General features: G+C 64.2%; 17 protein-coding genes, 1 tRNA gene and 1 pseudogene. 11 read left to right on the forward strand and 8 right to left on the reverse strand.

The window, feature by feature from the left end; translation table 11 throughout:
* Positions 1-22 precede the first annotated feature (22 nt).
* The gene (locus Q0030_RS21095; protein ID WP_298371290.1) at positions 23-493 is read left to right on the forward strand and encodes a nuclear transport factor 2 family protein; all 471 of its coding nucleotides are present in this window, start codon (positions 23-25) and stop codon (positions 491-493) included.
* A gap of 133 nt (positions 494-626) precedes the next feature.
* Here the strand turns inward: Q0030_RS21095 and Q0030_RS21100 are convergent, their stop codons facing one another.
* From Q0030_RS21100 to Q0030_RS21110, 3 genes are read right to left on the reverse strand one after another with little or no spacing between them, the layout of a single operon-like run.
* A complete protein-coding gene (locus Q0030_RS21100) occupies positions 627-1,424 on the reverse strand; it encodes an acyl-CoA thioesterase domain-containing protein (protein WP_298371292.1) in 798 nt (265 codons plus the stop codon).
* 34 nt (positions 1,425-1,458) lie between these two features.
* Positions 1,459-2,649: a tRNA epoxyqueuosine(34) reductase QueG gene (queG, locus tag Q0030_RS21105; protein WP_298371295.1), complete on the reverse strand. Its 1,191-nt coding sequence runs from the start codon at positions 2,647-2,649 to the stop codon at positions 1,459-1,461.
* Positions 2,598-3,290, reverse strand: coding sequence for a glutathione S-transferase family protein (locus tag Q0030_RS21110; protein ID WP_298371298.1), 693 nt, complete (start codon positions 3,288-3,290; stop codon positions 2,598-2,600). The genes queG and Q0030_RS21110 overlap by 52 nt, the downstream gene beginning before the upstream one ends.
* 262 nt (positions 3,291-3,552) lie before the next feature.
* Here Q0030_RS21110 and Q0030_RS21115 point away from each other — a divergent pair, with 262 nt between their 5' ends.
* Positions 3,553-4,359, forward strand: coding sequence for an undecaprenyl-diphosphate phosphatase (locus tag Q0030_RS21115; protein ID WP_298371300.1), 807 nt, complete (start codon positions 3,553-3,555; stop codon positions 4,357-4,359).
* 191 nt (positions 4,360-4,550) lie between these two features.
* Here the strand turns inward: Q0030_RS21115 and Q0030_RS21120 are convergent, their stop codons facing one another.
* The gene (locus tag Q0030_RS21120) at positions 4,551-5,519 is read right to left on the reverse strand and encodes a complex I NDUFA9 subunit family protein (RefSeq protein ID WP_298371303.1); all 969 of its coding nucleotides are present in this window, start codon (positions 5,517-5,519) and stop codon (positions 4,551-4,553) included.
* Positions 5,520-5,667: 148 nt separating this feature from the next.
* Here Q0030_RS21120 and Q0030_RS21125 point away from each other — a divergent pair.
* Positions 5,668-5,754, forward strand: a tRNA-Leu gene (locus Q0030_RS21125).
* Between the two features lie 142 nt (positions 5,755-5,896).
* Here the strand turns inward: Q0030_RS21125 and Q0030_RS21130 are convergent.
* The 3 genes and pseudogenes from Q0030_RS21130 to Q0030_RS21140 all read right to left on the reverse strand — a co-directional run bounded on the left by Q0030_RS21130 (position 5,897) and on the right by Q0030_RS21140 (position 8,553).
* Entirely contained in the window at positions 5,897-6,289 is a 393-nt protein-coding gene (locus Q0030_RS21130; protein WP_298371306.1) for a hypothetical protein, read from the reverse strand.
* 29 nt (positions 6,290-6,318) lie between these two features.
* Positions 6,319-7,227, reverse strand: a pseudogene (fusA, locus tag Q0030_RS21135) (elongation factor G); the annotation flags it as partial.
* A gap of 60 nt (positions 7,228-7,287) precedes the next feature.
* A complete protein-coding gene (locus Q0030_RS21140; protein WP_298371309.1) occupies positions 7,288-8,553 on the reverse strand; it encodes an MFS transporter in 1,266 nt (421 codons plus the stop codon).
* A gap of 427 nt (positions 8,554-8,980) precedes the next feature.
* Here Q0030_RS21140 and Q0030_RS21145 point away from each other — a divergent pair, with 427 nt between their 5' ends.
* From Q0030_RS21145 to ptsN, 8 genes are all read left to right on the forward strand, one after another.
* Positions 8,981-11,761 carry an autotransporter outer membrane beta-barrel domain-containing protein gene (locus Q0030_RS21145; protein ID WP_298371311.1) on the forward strand — a complete coding sequence of 927 codons (2,781 nt, stop codon included), beginning with the start codon at positions 8,981-8,983 and terminating at the stop codon, positions 11,759-11,761.
* Between the two features lie 224 nt (positions 11,762-11,985).
* Positions 11,986-12,600, forward strand: a complete 615-nt coding sequence (locus tag Q0030_RS21150; RefSeq protein WP_212312608.1) for a ribonuclease D — start codon at positions 11,986-11,988, stop codon at positions 12,598-12,600.
* 183 nt (positions 12,601-12,783) lie between these two features.
* Positions 12,784-13,509 (forward strand): LPS export ABC transporter periplasmic protein LptC, encoded by a 726-nt coding sequence (gene lptC / locus Q0030_RS21155; RefSeq protein ID WP_298371318.1) that lies wholly within the window; start codon positions 12,784-12,786, stop codon positions 13,507-13,509.
* A gap of 5 nt (positions 13,510-13,514) precedes the next feature.
* Positions 13,515-14,246 carry an LptA/OstA family protein gene (locus Q0030_RS21160; RefSeq protein WP_298371321.1) on the forward strand — a complete coding sequence of 244 codons (732 nt, stop codon included), beginning with the start codon at positions 13,515-13,517 and terminating at the stop codon, positions 14,244-14,246.
* Between the two features lie 264 nt (positions 14,247-14,510).
* Positions 14,511-15,494 (forward strand): LPS export ABC transporter ATP-binding protein, encoded by a 984-nt coding sequence (gene lptB / locus Q0030_RS21165; protein ID WP_298371324.1) that lies wholly within the window; start codon positions 14,511-14,513, stop codon positions 15,492-15,494.
* 90 nt (positions 15,495-15,584) lie between these two features.
* Positions 15,585-17,240, forward strand: a complete 1,656-nt coding sequence (rpoN, locus tag Q0030_RS21170) for an RNA polymerase factor sigma-54 (protein ID WP_298371327.1) — start codon at positions 15,585-15,587, stop codon at positions 17,238-17,240.
* 185 nt (positions 17,241-17,425) lie between these two features.
* A complete protein-coding gene (gene raiA / locus Q0030_RS21175; RefSeq protein ID WP_298371330.1) occupies positions 17,426-18,025 on the forward strand; it encodes a ribosome-associated translation inhibitor RaiA in 600 nt (199 codons plus the stop codon).
* A 230-nt stretch (positions 18,026-18,255) separates the two neighbouring features.
* Positions 18,256-18,717 carry a PTS IIA-like nitrogen regulatory protein PtsN gene (gene ptsN, locus Q0030_RS21180; protein WP_016843543.1) on the forward strand — a complete coding sequence of 154 codons (462 nt, stop codon included), beginning with the start codon at positions 18,256-18,258 and terminating at the stop codon, positions 18,715-18,717.
* Between the two features lie 113 nt (positions 18,718-18,830).
* Here ptsN and Q0030_RS21185 read toward each other — a convergent pair whose 3' ends face one another.
* On the reverse strand, positions 18,831-19,436 hold the full coding sequence (locus Q0030_RS21185) for a TetR/AcrR family transcriptional regulator (RefSeq protein WP_298371333.1): 606 nt from the start codon (positions 19,434-19,436) through the stop codon (positions 18,831-18,833).
* Positions 19,437-19,798: the final 362 nt, after the last annotated feature.

Consider the following 19,798-nt stretch of genomic DNA (forward strand, 5'->3'; position numbering starts at 1 on the left):
CTCCCTGCACAGGGAGAAGCCAATGAACACGACGACGATGCTGCGCGCGTTCTGCGACGCGGTCGAACGGCGCGACGGCAAGGCCTTCGCAAGTCTCTTCACCGAGGACGGCGTCTACCACGACGTGTTCTACGGCGCGTTCGAGGGCCACGCCAAAATCGCCGAGATGATCGACGACTGGTTCTACCGGACCGCGACCGATTTCCGCTGGGTGATGCACGACCCCGTCACTGACGGCGCAACGCTCTACGCGCGCTACACGTTCAGCTACCGTTCGACCTTGCCGGAAGCCAAGGGGGCGCGTGCGATGTTCGAGGGTGTCGCGATCATGCGGCTGCGCGACGGCAAGATCACGGAGTACCACGAGGTCGCCAACACCGCGCCGGCCTTCGTCGATCTGAACTTCGCGCCGGAGCGGATCGCCAAGATCGTCGGCAAGCAGGGTGCTGCGCTGAGGGCGCGGCCGGAGATGCAGCGGCATTTGGCCGAGTAGTTCGCCGTCATTGCGAGGAGCTCGCGACAAAATTGCAAAGCAATTTTGCGCTGAAGCGACGAAGCAATCCATGCCACCGCATGCGCGGGCAAATGGATTGCTTCGCTTCGCTCGCAATGACGGTTGTGAGGACCTACGGCGGCGGTGGATTGGTCATCGGCTTGCGCTGGGCCAGCGCCGCCACGGTAGACGTACCGATCGGGCCCTGCTCGTCATAGAGCCAGCACTCGCCGATCGCGATGCCGTCGGTGGCGTGATGGTTGACGACCTCGAAGCCGATCCAGTTGCTCACCGGCAAGCGGTGCAGATAGATCGTGACGTCGCTGTTGATGTAGCCGAGGCCCTGATCGCCGGCATTGGCGAAGGGGCTCGCGAAATCCGCGCCGGTCGCGACGTGGACGAACGGCGTCATCTTCACGCCCGCGACGAGCTCGCGGACTTCGCTCATCCAGAGCCTTCGCTCGCCGAGCGAACCCATGTAGCCGACGATCGGCCGCGTCTCCCATTTGCCGTTCATGCCGAGCCTCGGATCGGCCGGCTTCGGAATGTCAGCGGGCGCCGGCACGTTCCAGTTCGGCGGCGACCACACATTGCCGGGCGCATTTTCCGTCCTGCGCAACAACTGGCAGGAGGCGCGCGCCATGCTGGTGCCGCCGGATAAAAACTCGGCCTCGATCACCTTGATGCGGAGCCCGTCGCGCACGAGCTTGGTCCTCACCTCGACCGGCGTCGTGATGTTGGGCAGCCGAAACATGTCGACCGTGAGCCGTGCCGGGACGAAATCGTCGGAGCCGTGGCGCTCCTCGATGGCGAAGCCGAGCAGGCCGATCACGACGCGGCCATGCATCGATTCCGGACTCCACGGTCCGTTCGCAACTGACGTCGGCATGAAGCCGTCGCCATGTCTGGTGAAGAAGGGCTGGTTTGTCATGGTTGCTGACCATGACGGGAACGCCGCGATGAAATCAAGAGGCGGCTGCCGCGCGCCACTCCTGCTGCACCGTGACGTCGGGCTCGCCGCCGGCGCGCGACGCCAGCGCCGTGAATTCATCGCGGGCGATCAGCTGCGACAGCGCCCACACCGCGGCGCCGCGCACCAGCGGGCTTGCGTCGTCGAGCAAGCGCCGCGCCTCGCCGGCAAGGTTTGCCTCGCCGGAATTGCCGATCGCGATCAGCACATTGCGAATGAAGCGGTCGCGGCCGATGCGCTTGACCGGCGATTTCGTGAACAGCGCGCGAAACGCGGCATCGTCGAGCCGCGCGAGATCGGCGAGCATAGGCGCGCGCAACGCATCGCGCGCCGCAAGCTTCTGCTCGCGGCCCGCCATCGCGAACTTGTTCCACGGACACACCGCGAGGCAATCGTCGCAGCCATAGATGCGGTTGCCGATGGCCTTGCGGAATTCGTGCGGGATCGGACCCTTGTTCTCGATCGTCAGATACGAGATGCAGCGCCGCGCATCGAGCTTGTAAGGAGCGGGAAACGCCGCGGTTGGACAAATGTCCTGGCAAGCGCGGCAGCTGCCGCAATGATCGGCTTCGCCCTCGTCGCGCGGCAGCTCGGTCGCGGAATAGATCGCGCCGAGAAACAGCCACGAGCCGAATTCGCGCGACACCAGATTGGTGTGCTTGCCCTGCCAGCCGATGCCGGCTGCCTGTGCGAGCGGCTTCTCCATGACCGCGGCGGTGTCGACGAACACTTTCACCTCGTCGCCGGTCGCAGCAGTGAGCCAGCGCGCCAGAATCTTCAGCCGCTTCTTGATCACGTCGTGATAGTCGTCGCCCTGCGCATAGACCGAGATCGCGCCCTGCGATCGGCGCGCGAGAATATCGAGCGGATCGTCATCGGGCCCGTAATTGACGCCGAGCATGATGATCGAGCGCACGCCACCCCACAGCACGCGCGGGTCCGTGCGCCGCTCCGGACTGGCCGCGAGCCAGTCCATCTCGCCATGGCCGCCGGAGCCGAGAAACGCGAGGAAATGCTTTCCGGCCTCGCGCGTCGCATCGGGCGTGGTGAAGCCGATGGCATCGAAGCCCAGCGCACGCGCCTCGCGCCCGAGCGCTGCCTTGAGATCGGACGGAGAGAGCCGGACCGTCTGGTTCAGAAGTCGAGGTCCACATAGGTGCGCGACGCCGGCACCCCCGCCAGCCATTCGCTGAGCAGCGGGCGGAACGACGGGCGGGATTTCACCCGCGCGTACCACGCCTTTGCCGCGTCGTCCTCGCTCCATGGCACGTCGCCCAGATAGTCGATCGCCGAGAGATGCGCCGCGGCGGCGAGATCCGCGTAGGTGAGGCGGTCGCCGGCGAGATAGTTCCGCGTCTTCGCCAGCCAGCCGATATAGCTCAGATGATAGCGCACATTGACCTTGGCGGCGCGCATGATGTCGGGTGCCGGCGGGCCGCCGCCATTGTCCTCGCTCATGAAGCGCTTGTAGATCCGCTCGGTCACCAGCGGGTTGGAGGCTTCCTCGAAGAATTTCTCGTTGAACCACGCCATCAGCCGGCGCACCTCAACGCGCTCGGCCGTCGAGGTCGGCAACAACCGACGTTCGCCGGCATCGGGGCCATGTGTCTCGTCGACATATTCGGCGATCACGGGAGCCCCCGGAATCGGCGGAAAGCCCTCGGCGATCAGGACCGGCGTGTTTGCCGCCGGATTGAGCGCCAGGAACGCCTCGCGCCGCTCCCAGACCCGTTCCTCCACCAGGCGCAGATCGAGGCCATACTCGCCGAGCACGAGGCGAATGAAGCGCGAATGCGGACAGAACGGATGGTGATACAGCGTATACATGAAGCCCTTGGTAGTGTCGTGGCGCTTAAGAAACCATCAACCTGTGTGACCTGACCTGTGAATTGGCCGGACCAGTTCCGCTCGTCTCTATGTCGCGTCGGCACGCAAACCGGTAGCCACCCCCGCAGATGGTGCGGGTCACAAAAACGCTATAGCCCAGCAAATCGGCCGGGTAACCCATTGTTTGACGATTCTTTGCGATTGCGGCCTATGTGCGAATAAGCGAGAAGAATTCGGTTTTCCACACAGGGCAGATCAGATCATGATGACGGATATGCTGCGGGCGGTGATTCTCGGCATCGTCGAGGGCGTCACGGAGTTCCTGCCGGTTTCTTCGACAGGCCACCTGCTGCTCGCGGAACGCTTCTTCAATCTCGGCGAAGGCAATTTCTGGAAAAGCTTCGCGATCCTGATTCAGCTCGGTGCGATCCTTGCGATCCTCGTGCTCTACTTCACCAGATTGTGGCGCGTCGCGCTTGGCATGTTCTCCAATCCCGACGACCGTCGCTTCGTGATCGGCGTGCTGGTGGCGTTCCTGCCCGCGGTCGTGATCGGCCTGATCGCTGGCAAATACATCAAGGAATTCCTGTTCAATCCGTGGGTGGTCTGCTTCACGCTGATCGTCGGCGGCGCCGTCCTGCTCTGGGTCGATCAGCTCGATCTCAAGGTGTACGAGGACGACGCGACCCGGTTCCCGCTGTTGATGTATTTCTGGATCGGCGTCGCGCAATGCCTGGCGATGATCCCCGGCGTGTCGCGCTCCGGCGCCAGCATCGTCGCCGCGATGCTGCTCGGCGCCGACAAGCGCTCGGCGGCGGAGTTCTCGTTCTTTCTCGCGATCCCGACCATGGTCGGCGCGTTCGCCTATGATTTCTACAAGAACCGCGGCGACTTCACGTCGGACAATCTCAGCGTGATCGCGGTCGGCTTCGTGGTGTCGTTCATCACGGCGATGATCGTGGTGCGGGCCTTCCTCAACTTCGTGACCCGCCGCGGCTTCACCTTCTTTGCCTGGTGGCGCGTCATCGTCGGCACGCTCGGCCTGATCGCGCTGGCGATGGGAAGGTAAGGCGCGCTCCTCCGTCGTCCCTGCGAAAGCAGGGACCCATAACCACAGCTCTTTCAGTCGCGAAGAGCTGTGGCCCCAGCGTTCTACGCCTCAGGCATTCGTGGTTATGGGTCCCGGCTCGCGCGGAGCCTGTCATCGGGCGCGCATTCGCGCGACCCGTTGGCTTGGCCGAGACGACAAGTGGAGCGAGCCTACGCGCTCTTCTTCTGGAACTGGCCCGTGGCGCGGAAGCGCCAGAGATATTGCGGGGCGATCGCTTCGATCGAATCGGGCGTGATGCCGAGGCCGGCGAAAGTGAGACCAGCGGCCTTGGCGGCGTCGGACACCACATTGTCCGAACGCAGCATCGCGACCTGGTCCGGGGTCAGCGTGAACGGCCCCGGCGCGAATTGCAGGACATACGACTGCAGCTTGGCGATGCCGAACGGCAGCGGCGCCAGCATACGGTCGCGCTGGGTGATCTGGAGGATGATCTGCATCACCTCGCGCATGGTCAGCACTTCCGGCCCGCCGAGCTCGTAGGTCGCGCCCGGCTTCGCCTTGCCGTCGACGGCATCGGCCACGGCATCGGCGACGTCGGCGACATAGGCCGGCTGCAGCCTGTTGAGGCCGCCGCCGACCAGCGGCAGCACCGGCGACATCCGCGCCAGCGCCGCAAAGCGGTTGGTGAACTGATCCTCGGGCCCGAACAGCAGCGACGGCCGCATGATGGTGGCCTGCGGCAGGGCCGCCTGCACCGCCTGCTCGCCTTCCGCCTTGGCACGGTAATAGCCCGACAGCGAATCCTTATCGGCGCCGATCGCCGAGACATGGACCATGCGGGCGCCGGCGGCGGCTGCCGCCTTGGCGATGGTCTCGGCGCCCTTCACCTGCACGGCGTCAAAACTCTGCCCGCCGCCCTCGGCCAGGATGCCGACCAGGTTGATGGCGATATGCGAATCACGCATCGCCGCCTCGACCGAGGCCGGGTAGCGCACATTGGCCTGGACGGCATGAATCTGCCCGACGCGGCCGAGCGGCTGCAGATGGCCGGCCAGTTCAGGCCGCCGCACCGCGACTCGCACGCGGTAATCGCGCTTGCTGAGCGCCCGGACCACGTTCCGTCCCAGAAATCCGGATCCGCCGAATACCGTGACGAGCGTTTCCAGGTTCGATGCCATGAGGTCCATTCCTGCCGGATTCGAGAGCGATTGGGCGTATTTAGTGCCTCTCGCGATACGCCATCAGCCCAACCCTGTACAGGCTATTTGAATTTTCAATCGCGAATTTGACAAGCGCGTAACCGATCCTTACTAAGCCGCTCCACATGCCCAGGTGGCGGAATTGGTAGACGCGCTGGCTTCAGGTGCCAGTGGCTTAACGGCCGTGAAGGTTCGAGTCCTTTCCTGGGCACCACCCCCTTTTTAAGCGATTGAAATCGCTTGGTATCCGGAGGGTGGGTGCGGCGAAGCCGTAACCCGCGAGGGTCGAGCGGGGACTGTTGATCACGCCGGCAGGCCACTTTGCGTTCTGCCTTGCTCCAGCGATCGGTCCCGCTTCAACTGGGCCGATGCGGATACACCGTGATCCCGATCTCAGCGTCGGCCTGTCCTATCCGGAGCACCAAGTCAGCCGGGATCGTCGTGTCCAGCGCGGCACCATCGCATCCTCCCTCAAATCCGTAGGAGAAGGTCCGCGAGGTGCAGCCCTCCCAGAGCGCACGCATCGCGTCGGGAAGCGCATCAATGATCGCCAGGAACTGTTCTGTGCGCGACCGCGGATCCTGGGCGGGCTCGTCGCTGGCGAGCTCGAGGACGAGGAGAAACTGCCGTTCAAATTCCTGGTGCAAGACGACGAACACCCCTTGGTCCAGATGCGCGACGAGCGCACCGAGATCCGAGTTCGACTTCAGAACCAGGTCCAGATTCAGGAATTGAGCGGGTGTCGCCAAGTTGTGCCTTCCGGAAGTGCTGAGCTGGGTCAACTTGGGCGCATCCCCACCGCAGGCCGAAATGGCGGATCGCCGCCACCGTTGGGCGGTGCTTCGGCATAGTGGTCGAACTGCATGGCGAAGGCTCCGCGTCCGCGGCTGATTGAGTGCAGGCTGTTCAGATATCCGAACATGTTCATGAGCGGCACCTTCGCGCCTAGAACGACGCCGTTGCGGTTGATGCCCTGACTCTCGAACTTGGCGCGCCGCAGGTTCAAATCGTGTGTGACTACGGCAAGGTAGTCCACCGGCGTCACCACTTCGACCTTCATGATCGGTTCGAGCAGAACGGACCTGCCCATCTGCAGCGCCTGGCGAAAGCAGGCGCGCGCCGCGATTTCGAAGGCCAGCACCGACGAGTCGACGTCGTGGAACTTGCCGTCGATCAGCTGCACCTTGACGTCGACGACCGGGAAGCCCGCGACGACGCCGGAGGACAGCACGCTCTCAAGACCCTTTTCGATGCCTGGTATGTATTCCTTCGGCACCGCACCGCCGACGATCTTCGATTCGAACTCGAAGCCCTTGCCGGCTTCGTTCGGTTCGACGATCAGGGTGACGGCCGCGAACTGGCCGGTACCGCCGCTCTGCTTCTTGTGAGTGTAGCTGTGCTCGACGCGCTTGGTCACACGCTCGCGGAACGCTACCTGCGGCGCGCCGATATTGGCGTCGACATTGTAGACGCGCTTGAGGGCCTCGATCTTGTTGTCGAGGTGAAGCTCGCTGACACCTTTCAGGATGGTTTGGCCGGATTCGTGATCGGTCGATACGCAAAAGGACGAATCCTTCGCGGCCAACTCGGCGAGTGCAGCATCGAGCTTCGCCCTATCGGCCTTCGTTTTGGGCTCGATAGCGATCTCGATAATGCCGGGCCGCTCGACGTGATCCACCATCGCAGCTGCATATCATAGAATCAGGAACAACGCCTGAAACGCCTGTACCCGGCAAACAATCTGCCTTCACACAACCCGCCGTCCCGCCCGCCGCGCGATCGGCTTCTGCACAAAATACATTGCGATCATCGAGATCATCGAGCTCGCTATGACGACGTAGCCGATCCGGTCGAAATGCAGCAGCGAGCCGCCCGGATTCTCGGCGACGATCGCGGCGGCAGCCACCGAGCCCAAGCCGCCTGACAATTGCTGCACCGACGCGCTGATGGCGCTGAATGAGCCGCGCTGGCTGGCATCGGGGATCGCCGACATCAGCGCCTGCGACGGGATCATGCGCGAGAAGATGCCGACGAACATCAGCACATTGACCACGATCGCGGTCAGCAGCGAGACGTGGCCGAGGTGGGTGTAGATCAGCACCATGATGGCCGACACCACGCAGCCGAAGATGAAGGTCGGATATTTGCCGAACGCATCGCTGGCGCGGCCGACCAGCGGTCCCATCAGGATGCTGAATAGGCCGGAGACCAGATAGATCGTCGGCAGATGGACGATGTCGATGCCGAGATTGTGCACGGTGAAGGCGCTGCCGAACGGCATCAGCATGAAGCCGCCGGTGGCCAGCAGCGTCGTGACCAAAAAGGCAAGCGTGTAGCGCGGCTGCGCGACGGTTGCGATCAAATGCTGGAACGGGTTGCTGTCGTGCTGAAGCTTGAGGTGCCCGTCGACCGGTTCCATCACCAGCGCGATGGTGGCGATCGCCGCAATCGACAGGCCGACGATGGCCACGAAGCAGATGTGCCAGTTCCAGTGATTGGCCAGGAAAAGTCCGGCGGGCACGCCGAGCACCTGGCTCGCGGCGAACGCGGTCTGGATGAAGCCCATCACCCGGCCGCGCAGATGCAGCGGGAACAGGTCGGTGACGATGGCGAGCACGACGGAGCCGATCACGCCGCCGAACAGGCCGGTGACGATGCGGCCGAGCAGCAGCACATGGAAATTCTGCGCCAGTGCGCACAGCACGGTGCCGAGCGTGAAGCCGACATAGAAGAACAGCAACAGCCGCTTGCGGTCGAAGCGATCGGCAAAGCCGGCGGCGAGGATGCCGGAAATGCCCGCCGCGAAGGCGTAGGCCGAGACCGCGACGCCGAACTGCCCGGCCGTGATGTTGAGCGACGGCATCAGGATGGCGCCGAGCGGCGACATGATGATGAAGTCGAGGATCAGCGTGAACTGCGTGAACGCAAGCAGCGCGATCAGGAACGATTGATAGCGCGAAAAGCCGCGTTCCTGCGGCTCGTCGATCGGCGCGGCGATGGTCTGTTCCGACATGAGGCTCATTTCACTGAAGGGTGTGGGCCGGCAACAGATAGGGAGGACGCAGCCGGATTTCATGGGGCGCGCGGGCAACAGTTCCATCGAAATCGAGAGATCGATGAGTGGCTTGGCCGTGCGTCCCGCACCAAAACTGGCGCGAGAATGCGGCCGGCGGGCACATCGAGACGATTGTTTCCGGTTGTGTCGATCAATAGTTGCAACGGGTGAGTGCTGTACTTCACAATCTCGAAAGCGTACGCACGTCAAGGATGTGAATCACGATGATACAGCTCATGGTTCCGTCTGTGGCGATGACGCAACAGATCGCTGCAAATCGTCTCAAGCTTGAACGGAGCGGATCAGCCGACGCTGAGAGTGGGGCAGGGGGTAACGGGTGGCGTGAGGCCGGGGGGTCGGGTTCGCGCCGAGGTTGGAGATGGGCATGGTTTCATCGCGGCTCGCGGCGATCCTGTCGTGCACTCTGGGTGGCGGCTGTCTTTTGTCGGCCTCGCAGGCGTTCGCCGCCTGCGACAGTCTCGCGCCGGTGAGCGGTCAGACGGTGACCTGCTCAACCACGGCGCCGAATCCCTCTCCCGCAGGCGTGCAGGCCGCAGCCGGCAGCTCGAACGTCATCGTGAACGTGCTGCAAGGCGCCGCCATCACGCCTGGCGCCGGTGCGACCGCGATCGGCCTTGTCTCCCGCAGCACCGCCACCAACAACGGCACGCTGACCATCAGCGGCGGCGGCACTGGAATCTTCGGCAGCGGCGACGGCAACGTCTTCACCAACGGCACGTCCGGCGTGATCACGACCACCGGCGCCGGCAGCAATGCGATCGCCGCCAGCAGCAACGGCAACACGCTGATCAACAACGGCACGATCACGACGCAGAACGGCACCTCGCGCGGGCTCGCCATCACCGGTCTCACGCAGCACAACAACAATACGCTGATCAATACCGGGACCATCACGACCCAGGGCCCGCAGTCGCACGGCATGTACGTGCAGACCGGCGACAGCAACACCTTCACCAACAGCGGCACCATCACCACCGCCGGCGCCGGCGCGCGTGCGATCTTCTCCGCCGGACAATTCATGACCATCACCAACACCGGCACGCTGCTGACGACCGGCGGCGATGCCGGCGGCACCGCCAACAACACCGTCTTCATGCAAGGTAATGCTGCCGTGCTGCGCAACAGCGGCACCATCGAGGCGCGCGGCGTCAATGCTGACGGTGTGTTCTCCAACACTGCCGGTTCGTCGTTCACCGCGCGAATCGAGAACCTCGCCGGCGGCAAGATCATCAGCCAGTCCGGACCCGCGATCCGCACGCTCAACGGCGCCACCACCATCGTTAATGCCGGTCTGATCGCCGGCAACAGCGGCACGGCGCTCGCGGGCGGCGGCGGGGCGGTGACGATGATCCTGCAAACCGGCTCGCAGATTGTCGGCCTTGCCGATGGCGGTGGCGGCAACAACCAGGTGCGGCTGCAAGGCAGCGGCACGGCCGACAATGCATTCGCGCGATTCCAGACGCTGACGATGGAAGGCACTGACTGGACCTGGGCCGGCACCGGCACCTTCGCCAACACCTTCATCAACAGCGGTTCGCTGACGCTGCAGACCTCGCTCACCGGCAATGTCTCGATCGCGGCCGGCACCAGCCTGCTGGCCGGTAACGGCGCCAATCCGTCGATCACGTCGTTTCCGGGCGGGCCGCCGGTCACCGTCACCAACGCCGGCGTGATCAACCTCACCAATGGCGGCGCCACCGCAGCGAACAGCCTGACGATTGCAGGCAACTATGTCGGCAATGGCGGCGGCCTTTATCTGCGCACCGTGCTCGGCGGCGACGGTTCGCCGTCGGATCGGCTGGTCATCTCCGGCGGCAATGCGTCGGGCTCGACCGCGGTGACCGTCACCAATGCCGGCGGCGCCGGCGCGCTGACCACCTCTGATGGCATCATGGTGGTGCAAGCCGTCAACGGCGGCAGCACGGCCCCAGGCGCATTCGGCCTCTCCAACGCCGTCGTTGCCGGCGCCCACGAATATCTGCTGTTTCGCGGCGGCGTCTCCGCAGGCAGCGCCGACAATTGGTATTTGCGCTCGCAGCTCTTGCCCGGCACATCGTCGCCGTCGCCGCCGGCTGCACCCGCACCAACGCCACCGGCATCGCCCAACGTGGTGCCGCCGCCCGCGATGCTGCCGGCAGAGGACCTGTCGTCGCTGACGCCGCCGCCGGCAGGCGCCGCGCCGGTCGAGCTCTACCGCGAGGAGGTCGCAGTCTACTCGGCGTTGCCGCAGGTCGCGCAGAAGCTCGGGCTCGCGACGCTCGGCACCTTCCATCAGCGCCAGGGCGATCAAGCTTTGCTGACGAGTGGCGGCGAACAGCCGGCGGCATGGGCACGCGCATACGGCTCGCACAGCTCGCAGAGCTGGGCCGGCACGGTCAGCCCTTCCTTCGACGGCACCATGGCCGGCGTGCAGGTCGGCCTCGATATCCTGCGCTTTGAATCCGCGCCCGGGCATCATGATCGTGCGGGCTTCTTCTATGCGTATGGCTGGGCCAGCGGCACCGTCAACGGCTTCGCGCTCGGCATGAACAACGTCCGCACCGGCACGCTCTCGATCGACAGCCAGAATGTCGGCGGCTACTGGACCCATATCGGCCCCTCAGGCTGGTATGTCGACGCCGTGCTGATGGGCAGCTTCTACGGTGCAAGCCCGCAGTCGGATCGTCAGGTCGGCGCGCTTGTGTCCGGCACCGGCGTCGCGGCGTCGCTGGAAACCGGCGTGCCGCTACAGCTGAACCACTTCCTCGCGATCGAGCCGCAGGCGCAACTGATCTGGCAGCGCCAGTCGTTCGACAGCTTCCACGACATCTTCTCCAGCGTCGCGCCCGGCAGCGCCGACACGCTGACCGGCCGGCTCGGCGTGCGCGTTCCCGCGACCTTCATTGTCGGCACCGCCGAACTGCGTCCCTATCTCGAGGCCAATCTCTGGCACACGGCTGCCAATGACCGCAGCATCGCTTTCGCCACCACGGATCTGATCGGCGTGCAAAGCCGCGGCACCGCCGTCGAGATCGGCGCCGGCGTTACCGCGCAGCTCAATCGCACAATCAGCGCCTATGCGAGCGCGGGTTACACGACCTCGGTGGATAGCACCCGTCGCGACGACATCACCGGCCGGTTCGGGCTGCGCGTCAGCTGGCAATGATGGCGCGCTTGCGTGGGCGCTGTGGACTGCCCAAGCCATTGTCTCCGCTGCACAATGGCGCTAAACCCTGAACCATCTGTGCGTGCACAATGAGGTTCGCGTTGCCGGCGTTCCGCCTTGATGGGCTTTAAAGTCGAGGCGCAACAAGGCTTGATGCACGCTCGCCTGTCGGGGAATTGAACGATAGCTTGTCCCGAGAGCGATTCGACGAGGTTTTTGACAGCATGACCATCCGCCTGCATCGCGGCGACCTGCCTGATCTGTCCCGCTACACCGATTCAGTGGCAATCGACACCGAGACAATGGGACTGCATCCGCATCGTGACCGGCTCTGCGTGGTGCAGATGTCGAACGGCGACGGCACCGCCGACGTGATCCAGATTCCGAAGGGACACACCGACTCGCCGAACCTGAAGGCGCTGCTCGCGAATCCTGCGATCACCAAGATCTTCCATTTCGCGCGGTTCGACGTCGCGGTGCTCTACAACACGTTCGGCGTGATGCCGGCTCCGGTGTATTGCACCAAGATCGCCTCGCGCCTGTCGCGCACCTACACCGACCGCCATGGCCTGAAGGATCTGGTGCGCGAAGTGTTGAACGTCGAATTGTCGAAGCAGCAGCAGTCGAGCGACTGGGGTGCGCAAAGCCTGAGCGAGGCGCAGCTCGCCTATGCCGCGTCCGACGTGCTGCATTTGCATGCGCTGCGCGACAAGCTGAATGTCATGCTGGCGCGCGAGGGACGCACTGATCTCGCGAAAGCCTGCTTCGATTTCCTGCCGACGCGCGCGAGACTCGATCTCGACGGCTGGGAGGCCGAGGATATTTTCGCCCATTCGTGATTTCGCCCGTTCATGATGGGCGCCGAATTCGTCGCAGCAGGGCCGGTTCCGCCCCGTTTCGGCCAAACTGTTCACGCGTGGTCCGGGTCGAAGTCGGCTTGGGGGGGCGCGACGCGAGGTCCGGGCTGCATATTGGGGCGGCTCCGGCTAGAATAGGGGCAATTCCGCGCCTCTGGAGCTCAGGTGAATTCGGTTCAGAATCCAGCCTATGTCACGGGCCTCGAGGCGCGCTTTGCCGCTGCCGCGCGGCACAGCCGCATGGTGCGGATCCTGCGCATCGCGGTGCCAGTGGTGGTGGGGCTGTCGATGGCCTCGATCATCTTCGTCTCGGTCTACAATCCATTCCGCGAACTGATCCCCAAGTTGCCGGTCGAGATGGATAATCTCGTCGTGTCAGGCACCAAGATCACGATGGAATCACCGCATATCGCCGGCTTCTCGGCCGACGGCCGGCCCTATGAAATGTGGGCCAAGGCGGCGATCCAGGACGTCACTGATCCCGATCATGTCGAGCTGAAGACGATCCGCGCCAAGGTGGCGCAGCAGGATCAGTCGACGGTGACGATGGATGCGCGCACCGGCTTCTTCGACAACAAGAAGCAGCTGCTCGACCTGCGCCAGGATATCTTCCTGCAGTCGTCCACCGGCTATGAGGCCAAGCTGACGCAGGCCTTCGTCGACATCAACAAGGGCAACGTGTCGTCGGACGAGCATGTCGACGTCAAGCTGCTCGAAGGCACGCTGACCGCCGACCGCCTCAGGATCTACAACAGCGGCGAGCTTGTGCGATTCGAAGGCAATGTCGTGATGTATCTGGACAAGCTCGGCGACAACAATCCGAGCCCGCCTGCCGAGCCCGCGCCTCCGCCGCCGCCACCGAAGCCGCGCAAATCCGCCAACCCGAAATGAATTTGATGATGAGACGTTTTCCGCACGGCATCGCAATTGCGGCCTTTCTGCTCACGCTGCTCGCAGCCGGCGCCGTGTCCGCGCAGGGCTCGATGAGCGGCGTTCCCAACGCCATGCAGGGCTTTTCGCAGAACCGCGACCAGCCGATCCAGATCGAGGCCGCCTCGCTCGAAATGCGGGACAAGAAGAAGGAGGCGACCTTCGCCGGCAATGTGAAGGTCGTGCAGGGCGACACGACCATGACCTCGAAGGTCCTGGTCGTGTTCTACGAGGACAAGTCGACACAAGCGCCCGCGCCGGCCGCGGGCGGCACCAAGGCTGCCGCCGCTCAGAAGGGCGCGCCGATGCAATCGGCGACCCCGGGCCCCGGCGGCGCGTCCTCGATCAAGCGGCTGGAGGCGAAGGGCAATGTCGTCGTCACCCAGAAGGATCAGGTCGTCACCGGCGAGACTGCGATCTTCGACACCAAGACCAATCTGATCACCATGCTCGGCGGCGGTGGCGGCCAGGTCGTGCTGACCCAGTGCCAGAACGTGCTGCGCGGCGACCGTCTGCTGGTCGACATGACCACCGGCGTCTCGCGGGTGGAATCCGACAGCGGCAAGGTGCAGGGCCTGTTCATCCAGTCGCAGGGCGCACAGAGCGGCAAGGGCGGCTGCGGCACGCCGGCCGCCCCCGGCACGGCCCCTGCAGCCCCGTCACCGCTTCAACTGCTTCCGGGTAGCAAGTCGAAATAGGCGCCACAAAGTAAACTTCATGTAAGGCGAAGTAGAATCAATGAGTTAGATAATATTTTGCGACCGCGAGGTTGAAGCGCGCGGGGCGAGACTGTATCTACTCCAGCGGTCCGGCCGGACGATGTGCCTTTGAGGGGGAGTCATGTTGGCCGGGACAGGGGCATCCATTCATTCAAGGCGCGGGTGATCGCGCTTTGCCGTGCGAATCGAGCGGTCCGCAGGCAAGGTCGCGGGATCACCGTGAAAGGCTGAAGCGAAGCGGGGATGGTGGATTTTCTCGGCATGTTCCGGCGGCGCCCTGCGAAACGCAGTTCCGGATTTGCGCGCGCGCATGACGACATCACGGCGCTCGACGATCAGTTCGGCGAGATGCTGACGTCACCCGTGCGCGACGCGCCGCCGATGGCGCGCGCCGCTCCGGTTCCCGCCGTCGAGCTGCCGCGATCGCAACCCGTCGCAGCGCCGGCCCCAGCGCGGGCGAGGCCGGCCAGGAACAACGCCGCTGCGCCGCAGCTCATCAAGCGGCCGGGCTATCTGGCTGTGCATAGCGTGGAAAAGAGTTTTGGCAGCCGCCAGGTCGTGCGCGGCGTCAGCATCTATGTGCGCCGCGGCGAGGCGGTCGGCCTGCTCGGACCCAACGGGGCCGGCAAGACCACCGTGTTCTACATGATCACGGGCCTGATCAAGGCCGATCGCGGCGCCATCGAGCTCGACGGCCACGACGTCACCAAGCTGCCGATGTATCAGCGCGCCCGCCTCGGCATCGGCTATCTGCCGCAGGAAGCCTCGATCTTCCGCGGCCTGTCGGTCGAGCAGAACATCCGCGCAGTGCTCGAGGTCGTCGAGCCCTCGAAGAAGAGGCGCGAGCGCGAACTGGATTCGCTGCTCGACGAGTTCAACATCACGCGGCTGCGCAAGAGCCCGTCGATTGCACTGTCCGGCGGCGAGCGCCGCCGCGTCGAGATTGCGCGCGCGCTGGCGACGCGTCCGAACTACATGCTGCTCGACGAGCCGTTCGCCGGCATCGACCCGATCGCGGTCGGCGACATCCAGGACCTCGTCCGTCATCTCACCAACCGCGGCATCGGCGTGCTCATCACCGACCACAATGTTCGCGAGACGCTCGGCCTGACCGACCGTGCCTATATCGTCTATGCCGGCGAGATCTTGACTGAGGGCAGCCCGGAGGAGATCGTTAACGATCCCGATGTACGCCGGCTTTACCTTGGCGAGGAATTCCGCCTCTAGCCCAAATTTTGCATCCGTCAAGCCGTGTACATCCCAAGCGGACTAAGATAAGCAAGAATCGAGCCAATTTTTGGGATCGTTCTTGCCTCCATGGCGCTGACGCAAAGACTAGAGTTCCGCCAGTCGCAGTCGCTGGTGATGACGCCGCAGCTGATGCAGGCGATCAAGCTGCTGCAACTGTCGAACCTGGATCTGTCGGCCTTTGTCGAGGAAGAGCTGGAGCGCAATCCGCTGCTCGATCGGGCGGCCGACGGGCCGGAACCGCCGGTGGCGGGCGAGCCGGCCATGGAGCGGCCGGACTACGGCGATTCCGACGGTTCCTCAAGCTATGGAGACGACGGCGACGCGTCCGACATGGCCGCAGGCTCGGGCGGCGAGGCCGCCTTTGAGCCCGGCCAGGAGGAATGGCTGAACCGCGACCTCGGCACCCGCGCCGAGATCGAGCAGACGCTTGATACCGGGCTCGACAACGTGTTCTCCGAGGAGCCCGCCGAAGCCGCCGCGCGCGCCGCGCAGGATGCGCCACCGTCGGTCTATACCGAATGGGGTGGTGGCGCCTCCAGCGACGACGAATACAATCTCGAAGCCTTCGTGGCCGCCGAGCTGACACTTTCCGACCACCTCGCCGAACAGCTCGCGGTGGCGTTCTCGGCGCCGGCGCAGCGCATGATCGGGCAGTATCTGATCGACCTGGTCGACGACGCCGGCTACCTGCCGGCCGATCTCGGCCAGGCCGCCGAGCGCCTCGGAGCGTCGCAGCAAGCGGTCGACGAGGTCGTCGCGGTGCTGCAGAAGTTCGATCCGCCGGGCGTGTGCGCGCGAAACCTGAGCGAGTGCCTGGCGATTCAGCTCCGCGAGCTCGATCGCTACGATCCGGCGATGCAGGCGCTGGTCGAGCATCTCGATCTGCTCGCCAAGCGCGACATCGCGGCGTTGCGAAAGCTGTGCGGCGTCGACGACGAAGACATCACCGACATGATCGCGGAGATCCGCCGGCTCGATCCCAAACCCGGGCTGAAGTTCGGCACCGCGCGGACGCAGACCATGGTGCCCGACGTCTATGTGCGTCCGGGCCCCGACGGCGGCTGGCATGTCGAGCTCAACAGCGACACTCTGCCGCGCGTCCTGGTCAACCAGACCTATTACTCTGAACTGTCGAAGACGATCCGCAAGGATGGTGACAAGTCGTACTTCACCGACTGCCTGCAGAACGCGACCTGGCTGGTGCGCGCGCTCGATCAGCGCGCCCGCACCATCCTGAAGGTCGCAACCGAAATCGTCCGCCAGCAGGACGGATTCTTCACCTATGGCGTCGCGCACCTCCGGCCGCTCAATCTGAAGGCGGTGGCGGATGCGATCCAGATGCATGAATCGACGGTGTCGCGCGTCACCGCCAACAAATACATGGCGACCAATCGCGGCAGTTTTGAATTGAAGTATTTTTTCACCGCGTCGATCGCGTCCGCCGACGGCGGCGAGGCGCACTCGGCCGAAGCGGTGCGTCACCACATCAAGCAATTGATCGACGGCGAGGCGCCGTCGGCGATCCTGTCCGACGACACGATCGTGGAACGTTTGCGCGCTTCGGGCATTGATATTGCCCGCCGCACCGTCGCGAAGTACCGCGAGGCGATGCGGATACCATCCTCGGTGCAGCGCCGCCGTGACAAACAGAGCATGCTCGGTAATGCCCTTTCGGCTCCTGCCTCCTCGCCCGACCGCTCGCGCGATACAGCCCCCGTTTAGGTTACTTCTAGAGCATGACCCCGTCCGAGCACGGGCAGGATCATGCGCTCGTTGCGTTCGCGTCAAATCGCGATAGTCTCAATCTTTCCTGGCGAAGCGTCGTCCAGCAAGGGAGGTGACCGGAAGCCCAGCAAACATCATGCTCCTGCAAGAGTGATCGAGGCATCCAGCAATTGAGGCATCAAATGACCCTTCGAATCTCGGGAAAGAGCATCAGCATCGGCGAGGCGCTTCGTGCGCGCGTCAGCGAGCGCACCGACGAGGTCCTGCGAAAGTATTTTGATGGCAACTATTCCGGTCACATCACGCTGAGCAAGGATGGCTTCGGCTTCCGCACCGACTGCTCGCTGCATCTGGATTCCGGCATCACGCTGGAAGCCGAATCCAACGCCGCCGACGCCTATGCCAGCGCGGACGCCGCGCTGCTGATGATCGAGAAGCGCCTGCGCCGCTATAAGAGCCGGCTCAAGGACCGCTCGGCCCGCAAGACCTATGCCGCGAACGCTGCGCTTGCCGAATTGAACGGCGTCGGGCTCGACGCGCCGAGCTACATCATCGAGGCGCCCGAGAACGAGGACGAGGTCACCGAGTACAGCCCGGTGATCATTGCCGAGGCAACCACTGCGCTGAAGCGGCTGTCGGTCAGCGAAGCCGTCATGGAGCTCGATCTGACCGGCGCCTCCTGCCTGGTATTCCAGCATGGCGGCAGTGGCCGGTTGAACATCATATACCGCCGTACGGACGGCAATGTCGGCTGGGTCGATCCGCCGGCGGTGAGCCCTTGAGGATATATGGCAGATGGCATTGACGTCCGAAGCCAGCCCTGCTTATGGTCCGCCGCCTCCGGCAATAAGGGGGCGGAACAGGGTTCGCAGGTGTTGGCACCGCCGATACGTTGGAGTAGAAGCCCTGCCAGCTGGACCCGGGCTAAGCCCGCATCCCACCTCAACTTCTTGACGCCGCCGCTGTAAAGCCTATTTCGCAACCTGACGGTCATTCACCTCGGAACGTCCCAATGCCGATTACCGATCTGGTCGCACCCGAGGCGATTCTCCCGGCTTTGAAAGTCATCAGCAAGAAGCAGGCGCTGCAGGAACTCGCCGCGCGTGCTTCCGCTTTGACCGGGCAGAACGAACGCGCCATTTTCGAGGTGCTGCTGCAGCGCGAGAAACTCGGCACCACGGCGGTCGGCTATGGTGTTGCCATTCCGCACGGCAAGCTGCCCAAGCTGGAGAAGCTGTTCGGCTTCTTCGCTCGCCTCGAGCGCCCGATCGATTTCGAGGCGATGGATGGCCAGCCGGTCGATCTGATCTTCCTGCTGCTCGCGCCGGAAGGCGCCGGTGCCGATCACCTCAAGGCGCTGGCGCGCATCGCCCGCCTGCTGCGCGACCAGGACGTCGCCAAGAAGCTGCGTGCCTCGCGCGACGCGCAGGCGATCTACTCGGTGCTCGCGCTGCCGCCGGCGAGCGCGGCGTAATCAACCGCATTCGCGAATTCGTTCGCGCGATTGACATCAGTGCGTAGTCAATACGTCACGCATTGACGCATGCCGATGCGCAATCGTCGGGCTACGAAGCGTTCGTAAATCTATCAGCAGATCGTCGGCAGCAGGCGGCGGACTTCGTCGAGCAGGTCGGGGATGGCCTTCTCGTCGCTGGCGAGGTGTCTGAGCAGCGCGCTCTGGAACAGGCCGTCGAACAGCGCGTAGAGCGCCGCCGGAGACGATGCCGGCTTCCTGTTGCCCAACTCCGCGTAGCGCGTGGCGATACGCCAGATCATCGCTTCCAGGCTCTTGTCGATCTCGAGCACGTCCTTGCGAAACGCCGGCTCGAACATCGCCTGCGAGCGCAGATCGTACCAGAGCCGGTGCATGCGCGCTTCGTCCTGCAACGTCGCCGCGAGCTTGGCGAGGAAGCCTTCGGTCAATTCGTCGCGGCTTTGTGCCGTCGTCACCACCTCGTCGTAGCGCGTCACGCATTTCGCCTTGTAGTGACGGACGCAGCAGCAGATCAGATCGAGCTTGTCGCTGAAGTAGTAGTGAAACACGCCGTGCGTGAAGGCGGAGTTCTGCGCGATCTCGCGCAGGCTGGTGCGCGCGAAGCCGAGCTCGCCGAGCGTCTCCAGCGCGGCTTCCGCAAGCTCGACGCGGCGTGCGTTGAACTTCTCGTCGCGCAGCGTCTCGGCTGCCACCGCCACGCGTTGGGCCGCTCCTGTCGCTTGCCGCGCCATCTCGTGCCTTTCCTGTTTCTTCCCTGCAGCAACTTATACCGCGGCGACCGCGGCGCGCTCCATCTCTTCACAATCATCCTCTTTGACACTTGTCAAATTCAGGCTTGACAAGTGTCAAGTTCCTGGACGAGGGTTGGCCCAATAATTTGGACAACCGTCAAGACGGCTGACCTAACGACATCAAGGAGGAAATGCACTGCCGGGCGCGCCAACGCTGCGCCCCGCCGACGCCGGCCGCCACCACCAATGCGCTGAGAATCTGTAGACCGCCGGCCCGTGCTGCCGCCGGCGGCGGCACCGATCAAAATCACCAAGCAAAGGGAGGACTA

This window comes from uncultured Bradyrhizobium sp. (genome assembly GCF_947648125.1).
Classification (GTDB): domain Bacteria; phylum Pseudomonadota; class Alphaproteobacteria; order Rhizobiales; family Xanthobacteraceae; genus Bradyrhizobium.